This is a genomic window from Halomonas sp. SH5A2 (genome assembly GCF_014263395.1).
In the GTDB taxonomy this organism is placed as follows: Bacteria; Pseudomonadota; Gammaproteobacteria; order Pseudomonadales; family Halomonadaceae; genus Vreelandella.
In genome coordinates, this window is record NZ_CP058321.1 from 1,261,774 (window position 1) to 1,279,470 (window position 17,697).

Annotated in this window: 16 protein-coding genes and 1 tRNA gene; 13 read left to right on the forward strand and 4 right to left on the reverse strand. The window is 53.8% G+C overall.

Translation table 11 applies throughout. From position 1 onward, the window contains the following. Nucleotides 1-111: 111 nt before the first annotated feature. The 11 genes from HXW73_RS05880 to HXW73_RS05930 all read left to right on the forward strand — a co-directional run bounded on the left by HXW73_RS05880 (nt 112) and on the right by HXW73_RS05930 (nt 11,268). Nucleotides 112-1,284: a response regulator gene (locus tag HXW73_RS05880; protein WP_186255322.1), complete on the forward strand. Its 1,173-nt coding sequence runs from the start codon at nt 112-114 to the stop codon at nt 1,282-1,284. After that, the gene (locus tag HXW73_RS05885; RefSeq protein WP_186255323.1) at nt 1,281-2,084 is read left to right on the forward strand and encodes a sulfite exporter TauE/SafE family protein; all 804 of its coding nucleotides are present in this window, start codon (nt 1,281-1,283) and stop codon (nt 2,082-2,084) included. Before HXW73_RS05880 ends, HXW73_RS05885 begins: the two co-directional genes overlap by 4 nt. A 118-nt stretch (nt 2,085-2,202) precedes the next feature. After that, nucleotides 2,203-2,991 (forward strand): prolipoprotein diacylglyceryl transferase, encoded by a 789-nt coding sequence (gene lgt / locus HXW73_RS05890; RefSeq protein ID WP_186255324.1) that lies wholly within the window; start codon nt 2,203-2,205, stop codon nt 2,989-2,991. 92 nt (nt 2,992-3,083) lie between these two features. Next, a complete protein-coding gene (locus HXW73_RS05895) occupies nt 3,084-3,911 on the forward strand; it encodes a thymidylate synthase (RefSeq protein ID WP_274600591.1) in 828 nt (275 codons plus the stop codon). Further along, nucleotides 3,908-4,441: a dihydrofolate reductase gene (locus HXW73_RS05900; RefSeq protein ID WP_186255325.1), complete on the forward strand. Its 534-nt coding sequence runs from the start codon at nt 3,908-3,910 to the stop codon at nt 4,439-4,441. The genes HXW73_RS05895 and HXW73_RS05900 overlap by 4 nt, the downstream gene beginning before the upstream one ends. A gap of 87 nt (nt 4,442-4,528) precedes the next feature. After that, nucleotides 4,529-5,269, forward strand: a complete 741-nt coding sequence (locus HXW73_RS05905) for a ProQ/FINO family protein (RefSeq protein WP_240538763.1) — start codon at nt 4,529-4,531, stop codon at nt 5,267-5,269. 256 nt (nt 5,270-5,525) lie between these two features. Then, the gene (locus tag HXW73_RS05910; RefSeq protein ID WP_186255327.1) at nt 5,526-6,596 is read left to right on the forward strand and encodes a porin; all 1,071 of its coding nucleotides are present in this window, start codon (nt 5,526-5,528) and stop codon (nt 6,594-6,596) included. Between the two features lie 88 nt (nt 6,597-6,684). Continuing rightward, nucleotides 6,685-7,722, forward strand: a complete 1,038-nt coding sequence (locus HXW73_RS05915) for a hypothetical protein (protein ID WP_186255328.1) — start codon at nt 6,685-6,687, stop codon at nt 7,720-7,722. A gap of 393 nt (nt 7,723-8,115) precedes the next feature. Further along, entirely contained in the window at nt 8,116-10,071 is a 1,956-nt protein-coding gene (locus HXW73_RS05920) for a sensor domain-containing diguanylate cyclase (protein WP_240538764.1), read from the forward strand. A 122-nt stretch (nt 10,072-10,193) separates the two neighbouring features. Then, nucleotides 10,194-11,141, forward strand: coding sequence for an AEC family transporter (locus HXW73_RS05925; RefSeq protein ID WP_186255329.1), 948 nt, complete (start codon nt 10,194-10,196; stop codon nt 11,139-11,141). 50 nt (nt 11,142-11,191) lie between these two features. Continuing rightward, nucleotides 11,192-11,268, forward strand: a tRNA-Arg gene (locus tag HXW73_RS05930). 56 nt (nt 11,269-11,324) lie between these two features. Here the strand turns inward: HXW73_RS05930 and HXW73_RS05935 are convergent. Then, complete coding sequence (locus tag HXW73_RS05935) at nt 11,325-11,909, reverse strand: exopolysaccharide biosynthesis protein (protein ID WP_186255330.1); 585 nt, start codon at nt 11,907-11,909, stop codon at nt 11,325-11,327. 205 nt (nt 11,910-12,114) lie between these two features. Continuing rightward, a complete protein-coding gene (locus tag HXW73_RS05940; RefSeq protein WP_186255331.1) occupies nt 12,115-14,067 on the reverse strand; it encodes a diguanylate cyclase in 1,953 nt (650 codons plus the stop codon). Nucleotides 14,068-14,265: 198 nt separating this feature from the next. On the opposite strand from HXW73_RS05940, the gene HXW73_RS05945 reads away from it, so the two are divergent. Beyond that, nucleotides 14,266-15,237 carry a GlxA family transcriptional regulator gene (locus tag HXW73_RS05945; protein ID WP_186255332.1) on the forward strand — a complete coding sequence of 324 codons (972 nt, stop codon included), beginning with the start codon at nt 14,266-14,268 and terminating at the stop codon, nt 15,235-15,237. 114 nt (nt 15,238-15,351) lie between these two features. Next, nucleotides 15,352-16,290, forward strand: coding sequence for an ABC transporter substrate-binding protein (locus HXW73_RS05950; protein ID WP_186255333.1), 939 nt, complete (start codon nt 15,352-15,354; stop codon nt 16,288-16,290). Here HXW73_RS05950 and HXW73_RS05955 read toward each other — a convergent pair. Both HXW73_RS05955 and HXW73_RS05960 read right to left on the reverse strand, forming a co-directional pair. Continuing rightward, nucleotides 16,287-17,108, reverse strand: a complete 822-nt coding sequence (locus HXW73_RS05955; RefSeq protein WP_186255334.1) for an alpha/beta hydrolase fold domain-containing protein — start codon at nt 17,106-17,108, stop codon at nt 16,287-16,289. The two genes, HXW73_RS05950 and HXW73_RS05955, sit on opposite strands and share 4 nt — an antisense overlap. Nucleotides 17,109-17,172: 64 nt before the next feature. After that, a complete protein-coding gene (locus HXW73_RS05960) occupies nt 17,173-17,628 on the reverse strand; it encodes a thioesterase family protein (protein WP_186255335.1) in 456 nt (151 codons plus the stop codon). Between the last annotated feature and the right edge of the window lie 69 nt (nt 17,629-17,697).

Below are 17,697 nucleotides of genomic sequence, written 5' to 3' on the forward strand. Positions count from 1 at the left end.
TTCCTACACTAACCCAAGTTGCTAAACAATTGCGTGGATCATCAGGTTTTCGCATTCGCTTGAGTCGTTTTGCGAGATGTGTCGTTTTGCCAGAGAGGAAGGCGCTATCATATGCAACCTAATCAACGGGAGCATTTCTGGAACACGTTGATATGGCCAGTGCTATGGCCGCTGCTACTGGTGCAGGCCGCACTGGTGGTGTTATGCGTGCTGGTGGTTTGGTTGGTTGGTTGGGTTTCGCCTGGCTACGCCTCATGGAGCATTTCGCTATGGTTGATGTTAGCGCTGCTGATCGGCAGTTGCTTGAACGTGGCGGCGTTTTTGATGCTGGTGAAATCACGTTTTAAGCACAAAGAAGCGCGACTGATGCAGCAGTTGGTTGAGCTTGAAAGGCATACGCAAGCCATTAGTCGGCAAATGGCTATAGCGTCGTCCCAACAAGCGCCAATGCTGGAAGAAGTGTCTACAACACCGCCTTTCGCACGCATTGCTAACGTTAGCCATGTGTTGTCTCGCCTGGTGACATCGTTAGGTGGCCGTTCGCTTTCGCCAACGAAGGAAACTGTCAGCGATGACGAAGAGGCCAAGGTGCTTCTTGATGACCTGCATGACCAACAGCAGCAGGTAAAACGTTTACTCGCCGGGCGCGACCGAGCGCGAGAAGAGTCGCGGCTCAAGTCCGAGTACCTGGGTTTGTTACAGCGCGAAACCGATGCGCTGTTTGCACGTTTAAGCGAGCAATTAAATAGCCAAGTCAGCGAAGATTGTCGGGCCAACATGCTCGAGGTGCGCGAGCGAATCGCCGATATTCGGGCCTTGCTAATGAATTTGGTGCAAGACCGTGACGTCCAGACTGAGGCTTCAGGTACAGCGCCGGTGGCAACGTCGTTGCGCGTGCTGGTTGTTGATGATGGCCCCGTTAACCTCATGTTAGCGAGGCAGATGCTCGAAAATCACGGCCTGTATGTCGAGGGCGTGAGCAGCGGAGAACAGGCGCTCGAGCGTCAACAGCAAAGCTATTTTGATCTGGTTTTCATGGATATTTTCATGCCCACACTCAGCGGGCTGGAAACGACCCGTCGCTGGCGCGAAGTCGAGGCAACCCAAGACGGGCGCAAAAGTGTTCTCGTCGCGCTTACTGCGAACGCTGACAATATGGGGCAGGACGAATGCTTGTCTGCAGGGCTCGATGATCTGCTGACCAAACCCTATCAGCCCGACACCCTGCTGGGCATCATTGCCAAGTGGTTCCCCGATAATCAACGGGTATCGTCTGGCGAATGAGTGCCTTGGCGATGACGTTACTCGGCTATTGGCTGCTTGGCGCTGTCGCCGGCACGATGGCGGGCCTTTTTGGCGTTGGAGGCGGGTTGATTATTGTGCCCGCTTTAGCCACGGCCTTCACCCTGCAAGGGCTATCGCCTGATGTGGTGATGCACCTTGCTATCGGCACCTCGCTGGCGACCATCGTAGTGACAGGGACGTCATCGACGCTCGGCCACTGGCGGCGGGGGAGTATCAACCTGTCCTGGTTTCTCGCCTTGCTACCTGGGTTAATGGCCGGTGCCATTCTGGGCGTGCTGGTTGCCGGGCAGTTGGCAGGGCCGCTGCTGGGCACGCTGTTTGGTCTGTTTGTCCTGTCGGTTGCCGTTAAAATGGCGCTTGGGTTCACGCCTTCGCCACGCCAATCTGCCCAACCCCCTCGCTATGCGATGGTGCTGGCAGGGAGTGTGATTGGCGGCGTGTCGGCGTTGTTTGGCATCGGCGGTGGCACCTTGGCGGTTCCCTGGCTGTCGCGCTGCGGGGCGAGTGTGACCCAGGCGGTGGCGACGTCAGCCGCTTGTGGTGTACCTATTGCGCTATTCGGCGCCGTCACTTTCATATGGATGGGCTGGAACAATTCCCAGTTACCTTCCTGGGCCACGGGTTATGTTATGTGGCCCGCCTTTATCATCATCGTCATGACAAGTATTCCCTTCGCCCGACTGGGCGTTCGATTGGCACACCGGTTGCCCAGCCACGTCTTGCGCTGGGCGTTTGCGGCCCTGCTCACCGTTGTGGGGCTTAAGTTTTTGTTGAGTTAGACATTGTTGGGTTGGACACCGTTGAGTAAGACAACGTTGCCGAGAAAGACAGAACTGTTGAGCCAATCGTGTTAATCCATTCAGACACATCAATAGACCCACTAATTAGAGAGCCTAGATGATTAATTATCCAACAATCGATCCGGTTGCCATCGCCATTGGGCCGCTGCAAGTTCATTGGTATGGGCTGATGTACGTCGTGGGGTTTGTGGCCGCCTGGTGGTTGGGGTGTCGGCGAGCAGCGCGAATTGGGCTGAGCCGAGACGATATCGGCGATTTGCTGTTTTACTGTGCCATCGGGGTGGTCGCCGGAGGGCGTTTAGGCTACGCGCTGTTCTATGGCCTGGGGCAGTGGGCGGCCGACCCGCTATGGGTGTTTAAAGTCTGGGATGGCGGCATGAGTTTCCATGGCGGGCTTATAGGGGTGCTGCTGGCGGCCTGGTTCTTTGCAAGGCGTAAGCAATTGACCATATTTACGTTAACCGATTTTATTGCCCCGCTGGTGCCCATTGGGCTTGGTGCTGGCCGTATTGGTAATTTTATAAACCATGAACTGCCTGGGCGTGTCACCTCGCTACCCTGGGGAATGCCGTTTCCTGGCATGGGGCCGGAACCGCGTCATCCGTCAGCCCTTTACGAAGCGTTGTTAGAAGGCCTGGTGCTGTTCTGTATTTTGTGGTTTGCATCGGCCAAGCCGAAAGCGCGCGGCTTTATCTCAGGCCTGTTCTTGCTTTGCTACGGCGTTTTCCGCTTCGTGGTCGAGTTCTTCCGTATGCCCGATGCCCACATCGGCTTTATCGCCTTTGGCTGGGTGACCATGGGCATGCTGCTGACGCTACCCATGATCGCGTTTGGTATTTTGTTGATGGCGTGGTCGCGCCAACAGCCGATAGATTCCGTACGTTGAGTAGCGAATGGTGAGTCGTCAGTGGTTCACTGTTCGCTGGCGGTTCACATGTATAGAATAGACATTAATTGATGACTTGATCTGGGATTAACGTGACTGCAACGACGCCGATAAAAGAGGCACTCGAACAGCCCTATTTAGATTTGATGCGCCAAGTATTGGATCAGGGGACCGATCGCCATGACCGCACCGGGGTGGGCACCCGCTCGGTGTTTGGCCACCAAATGCGCTTTGACCTGTCGCGTGGTTTTCCGCTGTTGACCACTAAAAAGCTGCATTTGCGCTCGATTATTCACGAGCTGTTGTGGTTTTTAAAAGGCGATACCAATATCGCCTACCTGAAAGACAACGGCGTGCGTATCTGGGATGACTGGGCGGATGAAAACGGTGATCTGGGGCCGGTCTATGGTTACCAGTGGCGTAGCTGGCCCGACCCCAAAGGCGGCAGCGTTGATCAAATTGCCAATGTGCTGGAGCAGATTCGCACGTCGCCCCAGTCGCGTCGGCTGGTAGTTTCAGCCTGGAACCCAGCCCAGGTGGACGATATGCAACTGCCGCCGTGCCACTGCCTGTTCCAGTTTTACGTGGCGAACGGGCGGCTTTCCTGTCAGCTCTACCAGCGCAGCGCCGATATTTTCCTGGGCGTGCCGTTCAATATTGCAAGCTATGCCTTGCTGCTGAGCATGGTGGCCCAGGTAACCGGGCTAAAGCCCGGCGAGTTTGTGCATACCCTGGGCGATGCCCACCTTTACAGTAACCACCTGGCGCAGGCGGAGCAGCAGCTTGGTCGCACGCCCAATGCTCCGCCGCGGTTGAACCTGAACCCCAAGGTCAACGATCTCTTTGATTTCCAGTTCGACGATATTGAGATAGCCGACTATCAGCCGCACCCTCATATCAAAGCCGAGGTGGCGGTATGAGTCAGTTCGAGCCGCTGGTACCTGTGGCCATGATTGTGGCAATGGCGAAAAATCGTGTCATCGGGGTGGAAGGGCAGCTACCCTGGTATTTGCCCGAAGATCTGAAATTCTTTAAGCGCATGACCCAAGCCAAGCCACTGGTGATGGGGCGTAAAACCTTTGCCTCGATTGGCAAGCCGTTGCCTAATCGGTTAAACATCGTGGTGACCCGCCAGGAAGCGTTTTCTCACGAAGGTGTGCGGGTCTGCCATGACCTTCCTGCGGCTCTTGCACTGGCTGACCAACAGGCGACCATTGAGGCGGCCGAAGAAGTCATGGTGATGGGCGGCGGTGAGATATATCGTCAGGCCATGCCGTTCGCGACCCGGCTCTATGTCACAGAAGTTGACATAGAGGTAGAAGGTGATGCGTACTTCCCTTTGTTAGACTCCAGCGAGTGGCGCGAAACGCAACGCGTGGCCGGGCAGCCTAACGAACAGCAGCCTGATTATGCGTTTGTTACTTACGAGCGCATCGTGGCAGAGGCCTAGCTGTGTTCAAGCTGTGTCTAAAAGCACCGCGAAGGAGAGCCCAGGATGTCGGTTAGCACTAAATCGGTAAGCGCTGGATCAAGCCCTATGGCGTTATTGGACGATCTGGAGCGGCGCTTGATGCTCACGCAGGCAGAGTTGGCCCAGTTGCGTGCAGAAAACGCCAAGCTAAAGCAGCAGTTGGCTCAGGCGCCCAGATCGGAGCCGCCGGAAGCTGAAGCATCTGAGGCTCAACAGCCGTCTGATGAGTTCGTCGAGTTAAATGAAAAAGGCAAGCCTGAGCTTGAACCGACGACCTCGCCAGCACTTGATGTTTCTGCTCAAGGGGAGCCCAAGCCAGAGCCTCCATCGCCGCATGCATTGCTGGCGCAATGGTATAAGCGTTATCCGCAGGCTTTTTTCAAGGGGCATACCCAGCCGCTGAAAGTGGGAATACATCACGATTTGGCTGAACGCGAGCCATGGTCGGGTAAGCTGATTCGCCGCGCGCTGGCAAACTACGTCAATCTGCCGCGTTATATAAAGTCGGTGCGCGAAGGGGCTACGCGGATTGATCTGGAAGGCAATGAAGCGGGGGTGGTTGACGCGGAAGCCGCGCGTCATGCAACAGAAAAACGTACCCACCAGGCGTCTTCTTCGCCGAATGAGCGTTCCTCTGCAGCCAGAGAGAAGAAGTCTCATGGCAAGACGGCCAAGCCCAAGAAAAAAGCACCTGCAGAGGCGAGTAGAAAGGCAGAAAAAACGCCACTTGACGCTGATGCGCCTCAAAAACAACTTAGCCTGGAAGATAAGCTCTTGGGCTTGCAGCAGAAATTTAAAGGTCGCTAGGACCTCGCTCCAATGGGCTAGGTTCCAAAAAAAATCACAAATAATAAAAAAACAGTGTTTTTTTCTATTGCGTTCCTCCGAATCCCGGTATAGAGTTTGCCTTGCGAGCATTGGAATATAACAAGGTGTTGTTGAGGAAGTGCCGCATTGTATTGGGAACGCTCCCGTCAGTGACACAAGAGCACACCCAACAGCCTGACTGCCGACCTTAGGTCGGACAGAAACGATCAAAACAGTAAGTTAAGGAACCTACATCATGAAAAAGACACTTTTAGCGACTGCTATCGCTGGTGCTGCCTTCGCTTCTGGCGCCCAAGCAGCAACCGTTTATAACGAAGACGGCACCAAGCTGGATCTCTACGGCAACATCCAGATTGCTTACTATAGCGTCAATGATGCTAATGGCGACGCACAAGACGAAATTGCCGATAATGGTACTACCTTTGGTTTCGCCGCCGAGCATGTGATCACTCGTGACTTGACTGGTTACCTGAAGCTTGAGCTTGACGACATTAAAGCAGACGAAATGGCGACAGCGACTGATGACGAAGACGCTGGCGATACTGCTTTTGTTGGCTTGAAAGGTAATTTCGGTGACGTTCGTCTAGGCTCTTACGACCAGTTGATTGATGACTGGATTCAAGATCCAATCACCAATAATGAAGGTTTTGATGTTAGCGATTCCACTGCGCTTCATGGCAATGGTGCGGATCAGCAAACCGACAAGGTAACTTACACGTCTCCTTCGTTTGGTGGCATGGAGTTTGCGGTAGGTACTCAGTACAAAGGCGATAATGACTCTGCAGACGGCGGCGCTGATCAAGGCAGCAGCAATGCTTCCTTCTTCGGTGGTGCTAAGTATACTGCTGGTGCGTTCTCCATCGCCGCAGTTTACGATAACCTTGATAACACTGTTTACGAAGACCTTGACGGTAACGTTGATAGCGTTGGCAACCAGTACGGTCTTACAGCTCAGTATACGGTCGACACGCTCCGCCTTGCCGCGAAGCTTGAGCGCTTTGACGCTGATGGCAATGTCAACCGTGACGATACCAACTTCTATGCGGTGAGCGCGCGTTATGGCTACGGCAACGGTGACATCTACGGTGCTTACCAGTACGTCGATGTTGGCGCTGGAAGCTTCCTTTCTGAGCTAGATGAGCAGATTCAAGATGAGCAAAACCGTGATGAAACTTATAACGAAGTAATCTTGGGTGCCACTTATAACATCTCTGACGCTATGTACACTTGGGTTGAAGGTGCTGTTCGTGACCGTGAAAATGACCAAGGCGACGGCGTTGGTGTGGGTGTTACCTACTTGTTCTAAATCCTACCTGGGCTAACACATAGCCCATAGGGTTTACATAGAGCCGGCCCCATGGGGTCGGCTTTTTTTGCTTATTAGGTGAACGTTTATGAACGTACGTTATGTATTGGTTGGCTTCGTGGCGCTCAATGTGTTTGCGGCAGCCTCATTTTCTTCAGCGAGTGAAACGCAGGATCGTTTTCGCGAAGAAGGGCGTGGAATGGATTTGACGGGTATTTTGCAGTCCCGTACAGATGCCAGCAGTCAGCGTTTTCTGTTTGGAAGTGTTAATGAGCATACGTTAACGGTCGATAAATCAGGGCGTTATCTGTTTGAAAGTGACGTCACGGCGGGCTATTCGGAAGACTACCAAATTGCTGCAGAGCTTCTTGATAGTGAGGGTCAAATTGTTACGCGTAGCGAAGCGCTAGGTCAAAACGGTGGTCTTTCTCTAACGCAAGATCTGGCGCCAGGTGAGTATACACTGCGCGTAGAGGCTCGCCGTTTCGGTACCCGTGGTAAAGCAGGGGATGGTTATTCGATTAAAGTTGCTGGCTTGAATGCTCAAGGCCAAGTTGTCGAAGAAGCAATCAGCGACGGCGACGGCATTGCTTTCACGGGGAATGCCGAAGAAGGTGATCGTTCGGTATTTGTGCGTCAAAACGATGCTGTTGTTGCTCTTGGTGGAAGTTCTTCTAGAGAACCGCTTGCCGCAGAGGGTGAAAATGATGCCGCCAGGACTGCCGACACCCAGCAATCTGCTTCAAGTGATCAGCTGCAGTCAGCTCCACCTGCCTCCGAGCGGTCGCAGCCTTCGACAGATACATTCGAGGAAATCGTAAGTGATGTTAAAATTCGTGCTAGTGGCGAAGTGCTCACTTTTGAGATGCCCGATGCTGGTCGTATTCAGCTCACTACATCGACGTACCCGACAGGCTATGAAGACACTTACCGCATAGAAGTCGACATCGTCGATGAGCAAGGCCGAGTTGCTGCAAAAGGCGCTGGTGAAGGCTTCAATGGGGATGTTGACTTGACAGCCGATCTAGAGGCAGGCCGCTACCGTGTTCGGGTTAATGGACAAAAATTTGGGACTGCGCGCTCAGGTGTTAATAATTATGAACTTAGAATTCGTCACTTGGATTAATGTGGTTTAAGTTAGCAAAATCTTAATAAAGCCCCAGCCAAAATTGGGGCTCATAATTTCACGTTATAACGGCAGTCACTCGAGCGACTGCGCATTGACTATAAATTGCCGATGTCTTAAGAATAACCTCACTCCCGATACCAGATCGATTATTTAATAGTCAATATGTTAGCGAGCTAAATTTTAGTGTGCTTTCTATTTAATTGGATATATTTCATTAAGTGTCAATAGTCCTTAATAACTTTGTGTTGGGTGCTCATGTATCGGTACTATAAGCCGATACACAATTAAGACGTTATTCTGCAACGCTGAAAATTCGGCATAAAAGCGAGGTGCGCGGGTTTGGTTCGTTGGTTAACACGTAAAACTTGCCTCGGCTCGCTTCAGAACCGAATGCTGCTGGGGCTGGCCGTTACCTGGCTGCTGGTTGTGATACTGGTGCTGTGGATGGCCTGGCAGCTGGGTAATACCATGGTGAAAGCGACTAATATGGCGCATTTGCGCTACGAATCGACGTTGGTTGCCGATGAGGTCTCCGAACAGATAGAAGTTCGCTTCGATGCGTTAAGTCGCCTCAATGAGCGTATTGAGGTTGATGCCAGCAACGCCGCTATCCGTTCGACGTTAGAGCGTAATGAAGCCCTGATGGCTTGGTTTGAAGGTGTTGTGGTCGCCAATGAAGAAGGCCAGGTGGTCGCCGACTGGCCGGTGGTAGAAGGTCGCGAAGGGTTAGACACCGCTCAGCGGGAATACTTTAAAATGTTGCGTGGCGGCCGAAGGCCTTATGTGAGTGAGCCCTTTGTGGGCCGCGCCAGTGGTATGCCCATGGTCCTGGTCAGCGTGCCGCGCATTGATGACCGCGGTGAGTTTAACGGCTTTGTGGGCGGTGTCGTCAGCCTTGATTCTGGTGGACTGTTTGATCGCCTCGCGCGCGTGAGGCTAGGCGAAGAAGGCTTTGTCGGGATAGCGACGGCTTCGGGTAAGATCCTTTATCACCCCAACCAGAACCTGATCATGACCGATGTGCCGGATAGTGACTTCAATCCTTGGCTTAATCTGGCATTGGATGGCTGGGAAGGTGAGTCCATTGGCTCGCTACTTAACGGCGAACAGGGTTTTCAGTCCTACAGTCAGGTTTGGTCGGCAAATTGGGTGATCGGCCTGTATTTGCCCAGTGAGCAAGCCCTTGCACCGCTTAGTGGGTTTTTACAGCGGCTGTGGTGGCTCGGGATTGCGCTGACATTGCTGATGTTGCCGGTACTCTGGTTGATTTTGCGCCGTATGCTGTCGCCGTTAAAGCATTTAGCCAAACAGATTGGTCAAGTGGGGCGTGGTGAGCGCGCGCGAGTGGAACTCGGTACCAGGATGCAGGAGTTACAGCACGTAGCGGGCACCTTTAATCGCGTTGAAGACGAGCGCCAGGTATTAATGACCAATCTTCAGGAGCGTGAAGCTTTTCTTGACTCCGTGCTGAATGCCACTCCTCAAGGTATGTTCGTTGCCAATTTTGACGGCGACATTACCTATATGAATCCCGCGTTGCTCGATATGCTCGATATCCAGCCGAATACCCCGATGGAGGCCTGGCTACATAAAATTCATGCTGATGATCGGGGTGGCGCTAAGGACATGTGGCAACACAGCTTGAAAAGCGGGAGCGATTTCGTACGCCAGTTACGTTTTATCCGCAATGAGAAAGAAACGCTGTGGCTTGATATTCACGCTCGGGTGGTCATGCTCTCCCAGGGCGGACATTCGCTGGGTTTGGTGGGAGTGGTCAAAGACATTACCGAACGTCGCGAGCAGGAGGCCATTCAGCGTTGGGAAGCCGAACACGACCCACTCACCGGCTTGCTCAACCGGCGAGGTTTCGAGCGGCGGCTTGATGATGCCTTTGCCGAATTTCAAAAGACCAGCAACCCCTCTGCGCTTTTGCTGTTTGACCTTGATCGTTTCAAGCCGATTAACGATGAAGGCGGGCATGCGCTGGGTGATGAAATGCTCAGGCGCATCGCCCAGGTGGTGGCCTGGGAAGTTCGTCGCAGTGATCATGTTGCCCGTCAGGGTGGCGATGAATTCGGTGTTCTGCTGCCCAGCTGTACCTTGAGCCAGGCCCAAAAGATCGCTGAATCCCTGTGTCAGGCAGTGGGGGATATCTCGGTCGTTCACGAAGGCAATGAATATGGCGTAACGCTGAGTATTGGGGTCACCACTTTCCATGAAGACGATGGTAGTACGGAAGATGCGATGGCTCGCGCCGATGCCGGGAGTTACGCGGCAAAGAATAAAGGCCGCAATGGAGTGGTGGTCAATTTGTATGAGGAGCACGACACTGATTCTGTCCAGTGAGTGATATCCAGATTTTCCAGCGCTGCCATTATTGTTCAACCAATCGACAAATCGCTGCCAACCGTAGAATATAAGCAGGTGCTGTTCTTGATATTTGAATTCAGGAAAAGAGACTGCCGCCTGTGAGCCTATTTGAGCTTTTTGCCCGTACCCTTGATGTCACGCTGCCTGTCTTTGCCATGGTGTTTATCGGTTTGGGGTTAAAACGGCTTGGTTGGATTGACCGAGCGTTTGTTACTACTGCCTCTGCACTGGTTTTCAAGGCGACGTTGCCGACGCTGATATTTCTGAGTTTGATTAAAGCCGATCTGGCTGTGGCGCTGGATATACCGCTATTGGTGTTTTTCGCCCTGGCGACCCTTTGCCAATGTGCCCTTAGCTGGGGGTGGGCGAGCTTGCGAATCCCGCGTGAAGAGCGCGGTGTCTATGTGCAAGGCGCGTTTCGCGGTAATTGTGGCGTAGTGGGACTTGCCTTGGCGGCGGGCATGTACGGCAACTATGGTCTTTCGGCGGGTAGTTTATTACTGGGTGTTGTCATCGTCACATATAACGTTCTTTCGGTCGTTGTGTTGGCGATGTACCAGCCTGGCCAGGCCACCGATTGGCGAAGTCTGCTATGGAAGATCGTTACCAACCCGCTGATTATCGCCGTGATAGCCGCCTTGCCATTCACCGCCTGGTCAGTTGAGTTGCCCCGGTGGTTGATGACATCGGGTGATTATTTTGCCTCTCTTACGTTGCCGCTGGCATTGATTTGTATCGGGGCGACCCTGTCGGTGAGCAGTCTGCGAGATAGTCAGCAGGTTGCGCTAAGCGCCAGTGTCATGAAAATGGTCATCCTCCCCGTGTTGGCGACCGGAGCTGCTTGGCTGATCGGGTTTTCTGGGCAATCGCTGGGCCTGCTCTTTCTGTTCTTTGCCAGTCCTACTGCGGCGGCCAGTTTTGTCATGGTCAAAGCGATTGGTGGTAACGTCGCTTTGGCAGCCAATATCATTGCCATCACCACGCTAATGGCCAGCGTGACAGTGACCGTTGGGATTTTTGCCTTGCGGCTGCTCGGCTGGATATAGCGCATGCCTTGGCCTGGGTTGGCCGAGACGTTATACTCTTGCTCCCATAAGTCCCTGTAGCTCAGCAGGATAGAGCAGCCGCCTCCTAAGCGGCAGGTCGCAGGTTCGAATCCTGCCTGGGACGCCAATTGAATGAGTAAATCGGCTTTAACTTTCGTGACACTCTGGTCAGAGTGGGAGCAATTACAGAAAGTTAGCAACGATAAGTATGAAAGTTGCACTGAATGCCCCAAGTGCCAGAAGCACTAACAACCCGTCATGAATGACGAGTGCCAGTCCTAGCGCTAATAACGCAAGACCAGCGGCTGAAGATGAAAATGGCACTAGCTCCATAAACGGCATGCACAGTCCGACGATGATGCATAGCGAGGCAATCCCGTAGCTCCCCCCGTTATTGACGAGAAAAGTTAACCTCGGTTTAAGAACGCGATCAATGCCCCTTGCCGGCTTGTTGAGCCAGCTGAGCGCCTTCCGGAGCTTGTTGCGCTCGATGGAACGGTTGATGATATAGCCTGGCAGCCAGAACTGTTTTCGGCCGATGAGCATCTGTACGGCGATCAGCAACACGAACGAGCCCATGAAGATGGACATGCCGGGTAAACCGCTTAGCGGCGAAAACAGCGTGATGCCAATAAGCATCAAAAGCGGTCCAAAAGAACGACTGCCAATCGATTCGACGACCATCCCGACTGAGACCTGATCGTTGTCGTGTGTCAATTGACTGACTCGGTCTAGCAGTTGTTCAAGGCTTTGCAGCGGCTGGTTCATCGAAGGTTTCCATATAGAAGTCAAGCGCCCGACGCACTGCTTCTGGTGACTAAAAGTGTATAAGGCGTTATGACCACATCACTGATCGCAGAATTCCCTCGGCCCACATTCAAGGTGATCTACCGAGAAAGCAACTTAAGCTTTTGCTAGCAACACTTCATCGGGAAGAATTGGAGATGATGACGAATCATTCAAAGTTCAGCCGTTACGACTCTTGAAGGACAATACGATTACGTCCAGTGTCTTTGGCTTCGTAGAGACCGATGTCGGCACGCTTCATGGCGGCTTTTAAGGTCTTTTCGCCGCTGGCGATGTGCGTCACGCCAAAAGAGGCGGTGATGGCAATGGTAATAGAAGTGTCGTCGTGCTCAATGAGTACTTGAGTCTGTTCCACGGCAACCCGGATGCGTTCAGCCACTTGCCATGCTTTCTCCAGCGGGGTGTCGGGCAGCAAGATGGCGAACTCTTCGCCGCCAACACGGCATAAAAGATCCTCTTGACGCAGTAATCCTTTAATCACGCTGGTAAAGCGTTTAAGCACTTCATCGCCTGCGTCGTGACCATATTCATCGTTGATTCGCTTGAAGTGATCAATATCGATAGCGATGAGAGAGATAGGCGTTTGGTGCCTTGAGGCACGAGACATCTCGATGCTGGCCTGCGCTTGCAAATAGCGCCGATTGAAGACGCCGGTTAATGGATCAGTCATGGCTTGGGCGCGCAATTTTTCTTCCAGTTGCTTGCGCTCGGTAATGTCAAAGACGGTGGCGTTTGAGTACTTAAAACGATCTTTTTCTAGATACCCGACGCCTTGAATGACCACTTGGCGCTCCTGGCCATCCGTGGCGATCAGCGTACATTCTGCCTCGCCCTGGTGGCCTGCTTGTACATCCTGAAACGCGGCATCAAAATCGGCCAGTGAATCTGGCGAAATAAAGTCGCGATAGCAGCGCTTGCCGACAACATCGCGGGTTAAACCCAGCCAGTCAAGTTCGGTTTGATTCATTTTAAGAATCACGCCATCGGCGTTCAGTGAATGGTAACCACAGGGGGCGTTTTCATACAGGTTGCTGACTTCGGTGGCTTGCTGCTGAGCCTGGTGACGCAGCTTGCGCTGTTGGTGACGGCTAATTGACCAATAGATGCCTAGCGCAACAGCTGTGGAGTAGGTGAGCAATAAAAACCAGACAACGAGGGATTCATCTTGTAGCAGGGTCTTCCAGGTGGGAGTGGGTAGGCTAACCCCTAACACCCAGGGGAGGGTGTCGTCCTGGCTGAAAATGCGTCCTGCGAGCCCCTGGAAGCCTTGGCTGCGTATATCCAAACGCTGAAAACGCAGTAAATGGTTACCCAGGGTAAACGCCCCTTCGTCTTGCTCGGTAACAGGTTGCCATGGTTCGGCGGCTAGTCGGGCGTAATTTTCACCAAACCTAATCATCGGCAGTCGTTGGCTACCCTGTGTGAGTAGCCAGCCGCCCTGGGCATCAGTCAATAGAACGCTCGCGTCGGGGTCCATGAGCATGGCCTGTTGGACGGCCTCGGTCAAATGCTGCCAGTTAAGGCTCAACAGGACCATGCCATGGCGTTCGCCTTGGTCGTCAAAAATAGGGGTGGCGACATTGACGACCGGGACCACTTCACCACTGAATAGCTCGTATTGGAGGTTGCGACCGGGTGGGGAGATGTAAAGATCGCGGGCAAACAGCTTACTGGTGGCTTTGAAATAATCGGTACTGGCATGGCGACGGTCAGCAAAGCGAGGGTCAGATGCAAGCCCGACCGGGGCACGTAGGACTTCGTTGCCCTGATTGTCAATCAGTATAAGCTTGGTGTAGCGCGGGTAGTGTTTGATCAATGTCGATAAAAAACCGGTCAATTGGGCTGGCGTTGAGCTGTCGACGCCTTCGACATTCTCGCCTGTCATGTGAGCCTTGATGATCGGCATCTCGGCGACCGCGAGCGCATAACTGAGCGTCTCGTTAATATCGCGTAATAGGGTGTCTTTGCCCACCTGCATAATGGCGCGAGTTTCTGCACGGATGCTTTCCTGGCGGGTTTCCAGGTGCACATGAAGCACCGGCCATAGCGTAGCGGTGACCAAAATCAACGGTAAGGTTACGGCCATCAAGAGGCGCACGTACAGGCGCTGTTGAGTCAATTGAGATTCCTGTGATTATTTAAAGAGCTATCGTCTTTAATACGCCAAGTATACGCCAATAGCCGATAATCGGATATGCGCGAAAGCCAGCATGCCGGGGGTATTCAATAGTTTGCTAATGGTTGCAGAAGAAGCTTCAAACGGCCGATAAGCCGCTTTTTTCCTCAGAGTTTGAATGTACTGAATGTGAGCATTGATATGCGTCTTAGTTACCATGGCCCGTCACCCGAAATGGTAGGGTTTTTATTGCTGCCGCAGTTTTCCATGATGGCCTTTTTTGCGGCCGTTGAGCCGCTGCGTATCGCTAATCGCATTGCCAGCCGCCCGTTGTTTGACTGGACCTTGATTAGTGCCGATGGCGGGCCGGTAACGGCGTCTAACGGTATGACGCTCATGGCAGATCAAGCCACCCGAGAGGTGCATCACTTGCCATCCTTGGCGGTATGTAGTGGCTTTACCCCCGAGGCGCATCTTACCCGGCCATTAATGGCGTGGCTTCATCAGTTGGATCAGGCAGGCTGCTGTTTGGGTGGCATTGATACCGGCGCGTTCCTGCTCGCTGCCACCGGATTGTTAAAGCATGAGCGGGTGGCACTGCACTGGGAGAGTTTGCCCGCTTTTCGTGAGCGCTTTCCGGGGATTGATACCACCGATGAACTCTACGAGTTGGGCGAGCGGCGTTTCTCCTGCGCGGGCGGGGTCGCCGCGATGGATATGGCGCTGGAAGTGATCGCACGACGGCATGGCGCGAAGCTGGCTATCGATGTATCCGAGCAGCTTATTCATGATCGTATTAGAACCCGCAGCGACCAGCAGCGTATGGCGCTTGTTAAGCGTTTAGGTACCCACAACCGGCGCGTGGTCGAGGCGGTAGCGCTGATGGAGCAGAATCTTGAAGAGCCGCTCACGCTTGAAGAAGTGGCGAGCCGCGTAGAGGTGTCGGTGCGACAGCTACAGCGACTTTTTGAGCAGGAACTGAATGCCACCCCGCGACAATGGTATTTGCAACTGCGCATTAAACGCGCCCGGCGACTGCTTGCCGAGACCGATTTAGCCATCTTGGCGGTGGCCTTGGCTTGCGGGTTTAGTTCGTCGTCGAGCTTTGCACGTGCATTCCGTGCTCACTATGGCATCTCGCCACGGCAGATACGTTACCCGGACAAGGAATAAGGACGCTTGCGGCCTAAAAGTCGCTTAATGGGTGATAAGTGTCGTCTAGTGGTTAGTAGTGGGTTAGAAGCCGCGCATACTGGTTGAACCTAATCAATAAGAGGGTTTAGCCAGATGCCTACCACTAGCAAATCGTTGTCATTAAAAGCGGGATTTTTGCTCACGGCGTTGACCACGACACCCGCTATGGCGGAAATCGACGAGCTGCGCTTTGGTGTACCGCCTTGGCCAGGTGTTACCGTGAAATCCGAAGTGGCGGCCCAGCTACTTGAAACGATGGGTTACGAGACGCGGCAGCAGGATTTAGCCGTGAGTGTCATTCTTGAAGGCTTGTCGAATAACGACCTTGAGGTCTATTTAGGTGGCTGGTACCCCGTCCAGACCGATATGGTCGAGCCGTTGGTGGCTGACGGCAAAGTAGAGAAAGTGGTTTCGAACATCAGCGGTGCCAATTCCGGGCTGGTGGTTCCCCACTACGTTTATGAGGCAGGTGTTACCACGGTCGCTGAGCTTGCCGAGCACCATGACCGGTTCGACGGTGAAATCCAGGGGATTGAAGCGGGAACTGGCATCAACGAGGCGATTCTCAATGCCATTGATAACGACCTTGCCGGGTTGGGCGATTGGCAGCTCCGCGAAAGTTCGACCTCGGCCATGCTTGCCCAGGCTGAGCAAAAAATGGCTAATGAGGAGTGGGTGACATTTGTCGGCTGGGAGCCTCACTGGATGAACGTGAGCTTCGATTTGGCCTACTTAGCCGATAGCGACGAGGCGGGTGTGGCCTCTATTGAAAGCACCGTATGGACCATTACGCCTGCCAGCCTGGCGGAAGAGGCTCCCGAGGTTCACCGTTTCTTGTCGCAGTACGTGATCGATATTGAAGACCAGAACGAGTGGGTGCATGAGTACAGCTACGAAGAGCGCCCGGCAGAGGAAGTAGCGAGCGAGTGGATTGGCAACAATCTGGATACCGTTGCGGAGTGGCTGGAAGGTGTTGAAACCCGCGAGGGCGAATCCGCCATTGAGCAGGTGCGGGCCCAATTCGGCTCTTAGTCAACCAGGCGATGCTTGAGCGCATGGTAAAACGCCTGCCATGCGCTGCCCATGTCAGGCAGCCGTGATTGGGCGTGCAGAGCGCCGTGCACCATCTGCGGCGCACAGCGATAGCCTATTGAAGCCCCCGCTTCCTGCCAGTTAGCGACTGCGGTTTCGATGGGCTGAGTCAGCGGGTCATGCTCCACCGTCAGTACTTCGATGCCAGTGGCGGGTGGCGTACGATCGCGTTCGGCGGCGCTGATGTCTGGACAGCGTCGGCGGATGCCTAGTACATCGTCGCGTGAGAGTAGCGGCGCATCATTCCCGAGACACTCAAGTGAGAGCTCGCCAACGGTTGGATAGATCAACCCCAGCGGCGGGGCCTCGATCAACGGGTGGGCCAGGTCGATGGCCAGCCGCCCGCCTGCGCTGTCACCTACCAGCGCAATTGGCTGTATCGCTTCTAGCACCGTTTGGCAGTCTGCCAGCATGGCGGGGTACGCCATCTCCGGCGCAAGCCGGTAGTTGACGCTCACCACTTCATGACCCAGCGCTTGGGCTAGGCTGGCGGCGGGGCCATGGTGGCTTTCGACCGAGCCGATGGTGAAGCCACCGCCGTGAATAAAAAGAATATTGCCTGGCAGACAATGCTTAGGGATAAAACGGCGAATATCGACACTATCAATAGTGCCATTTTCAATCCGCATACCGGGTGGGTCGGGTGGGGCGAAGGTTCGGCAAAGCGTGTCATAGGTGCGCCGCGCCTGAGGTAATGGCAGCTCCCCCATTGCTGCCAGTTCTGCGCTAAAGCGTTGAATAAAGGCTTCTATGCGCATAGCGTTTGCCTTTTTGCATCATCTGTCTTGAATAACTCGTCTTGAATAACGTGTCTTGTCTAGCCTAGCGACGTATACCGATGGTGCGCCCTGCAAGCTCGGGCCACAGGCCTTTATTCGCCTGAGGAAGCTTCGCCACGCAGCTTGCTACCGGCTCAGGAAAAGCACTGGCTCGTCCAGACACTTGGTCCATGCCCATCAGCATCTGTTCGCTGGAGGCGAGCAGGTTGTCTTCGTCATCGAACATGGCGAAAAACACGTGCAGGCGTTTGGCATCGCGGTCCAATAGCGTCAGGTCGACGCTTAACGATTGGTCTTGGTGCGCCTCACGGCGAAAGCAGAGGTGGGTTTCCAGCGTATAGATCGTATAGCCGTAAAGCTTCCGGCCCGCTTCGTCGAGCCCTATTTGGTCGATCAGCGCTTCGCAGGCCTGGGAGAAGACACGGGCATACGCCGCGTCGTTCATGTGCCCGTTGTAGTCGACCCACTCAGGGCCGACGTGGGTTTCATGGATGATCATCAGATTTTGCGCGAGATACCCGGTACTTCTAGTGCCGGGAGGGACAGCGCGTCGTGCGAAGCACGACTT

Excerpts from the sequence above, each read along its gene's own strand:
- HXW73_RS05905 (WP_240538763.1), top strand. The coding sequence starts at position 4,529 with ATGGCGTTATTGGACGATCTGGAGCGGCGCTTGATGCTCACGCAGGCA.
- HXW73_RS05955 (WP_186255334.1), bottom strand. The coding sequence starts at position 17,108 with ATGCGCATAGAAGCCTTTATTCAACGCTTTAGCGCAGAACTGGCAGCA.
- HXW73_RS05915 (WP_186255328.1), top strand. The coding sequence starts at position 6,685 with ATGAACGTACGTTATGTATTGGTTGGCTTCGTGGCGCTCAATGTGTTT.
- HXW73_RS05910 (WP_186255327.1), top strand. The coding sequence starts at position 5,526 with ATGAAAAAGACACTTTTAGCGACTGCTATCGCTGGTGCTGCCTTCGCT.
- HXW73_RS05950 (WP_186255333.1), top strand. The coding sequence starts at position 15,352 with ATGCCTACCACTAGCAAATCGTTGTCATTAAAAGCGGGATTTTTGCTC.
- HXW73_RS05920 (WP_240538764.1), top strand. The coding sequence starts at position 8,116 with ATGCTGCTGGGGCTGGCCGTTACCTGGCTGCTGGTTGTGATACTGGTG.
- HXW73_RS05945 (WP_186255332.1), top strand. The coding sequence starts at position 14,266 with ATGCGTCTTAGTTACCATGGCCCGTCACCCGAAATGGTAGGGTTTTTA.
- HXW73_RS05900 (WP_186255325.1), top strand. The coding sequence starts at position 3,908 with ATGAGTCAGTTCGAGCCGCTGGTACCTGTGGCCATGATTGTGGCAATG.
- HXW73_RS05935 (WP_186255330.1), bottom strand. The coding sequence starts at position 11,909 with ATGAACCAGCCGCTGCAAAGCCTTGAACAACTGCTAGACCGAGTCAGT.
- HXW73_RS05885 (WP_186255323.1), top strand. The coding sequence starts at position 1,281 with ATGAGTGCCTTGGCGATGACGTTACTCGGCTATTGGCTGCTTGGCGCT.
- HXW73_RS05960 (WP_186255335.1), bottom strand. The coding sequence starts at position 17,628 with ATGATCATCCATGAAACCCACGTCGGCCCTGAGTGGGTCGACTACAAC.
- HXW73_RS05880 (WP_186255322.1), top strand. The coding sequence starts at position 112 with ATGCAACCTAATCAACGGGAGCATTTCTGGAACACGTTGATATGGCCA.
- lgt (WP_186255324.1), top strand. The coding sequence starts at position 2,203 with ATGATTAATTATCCAACAATCGATCCGGTTGCCATCGCCATTGGGCCG.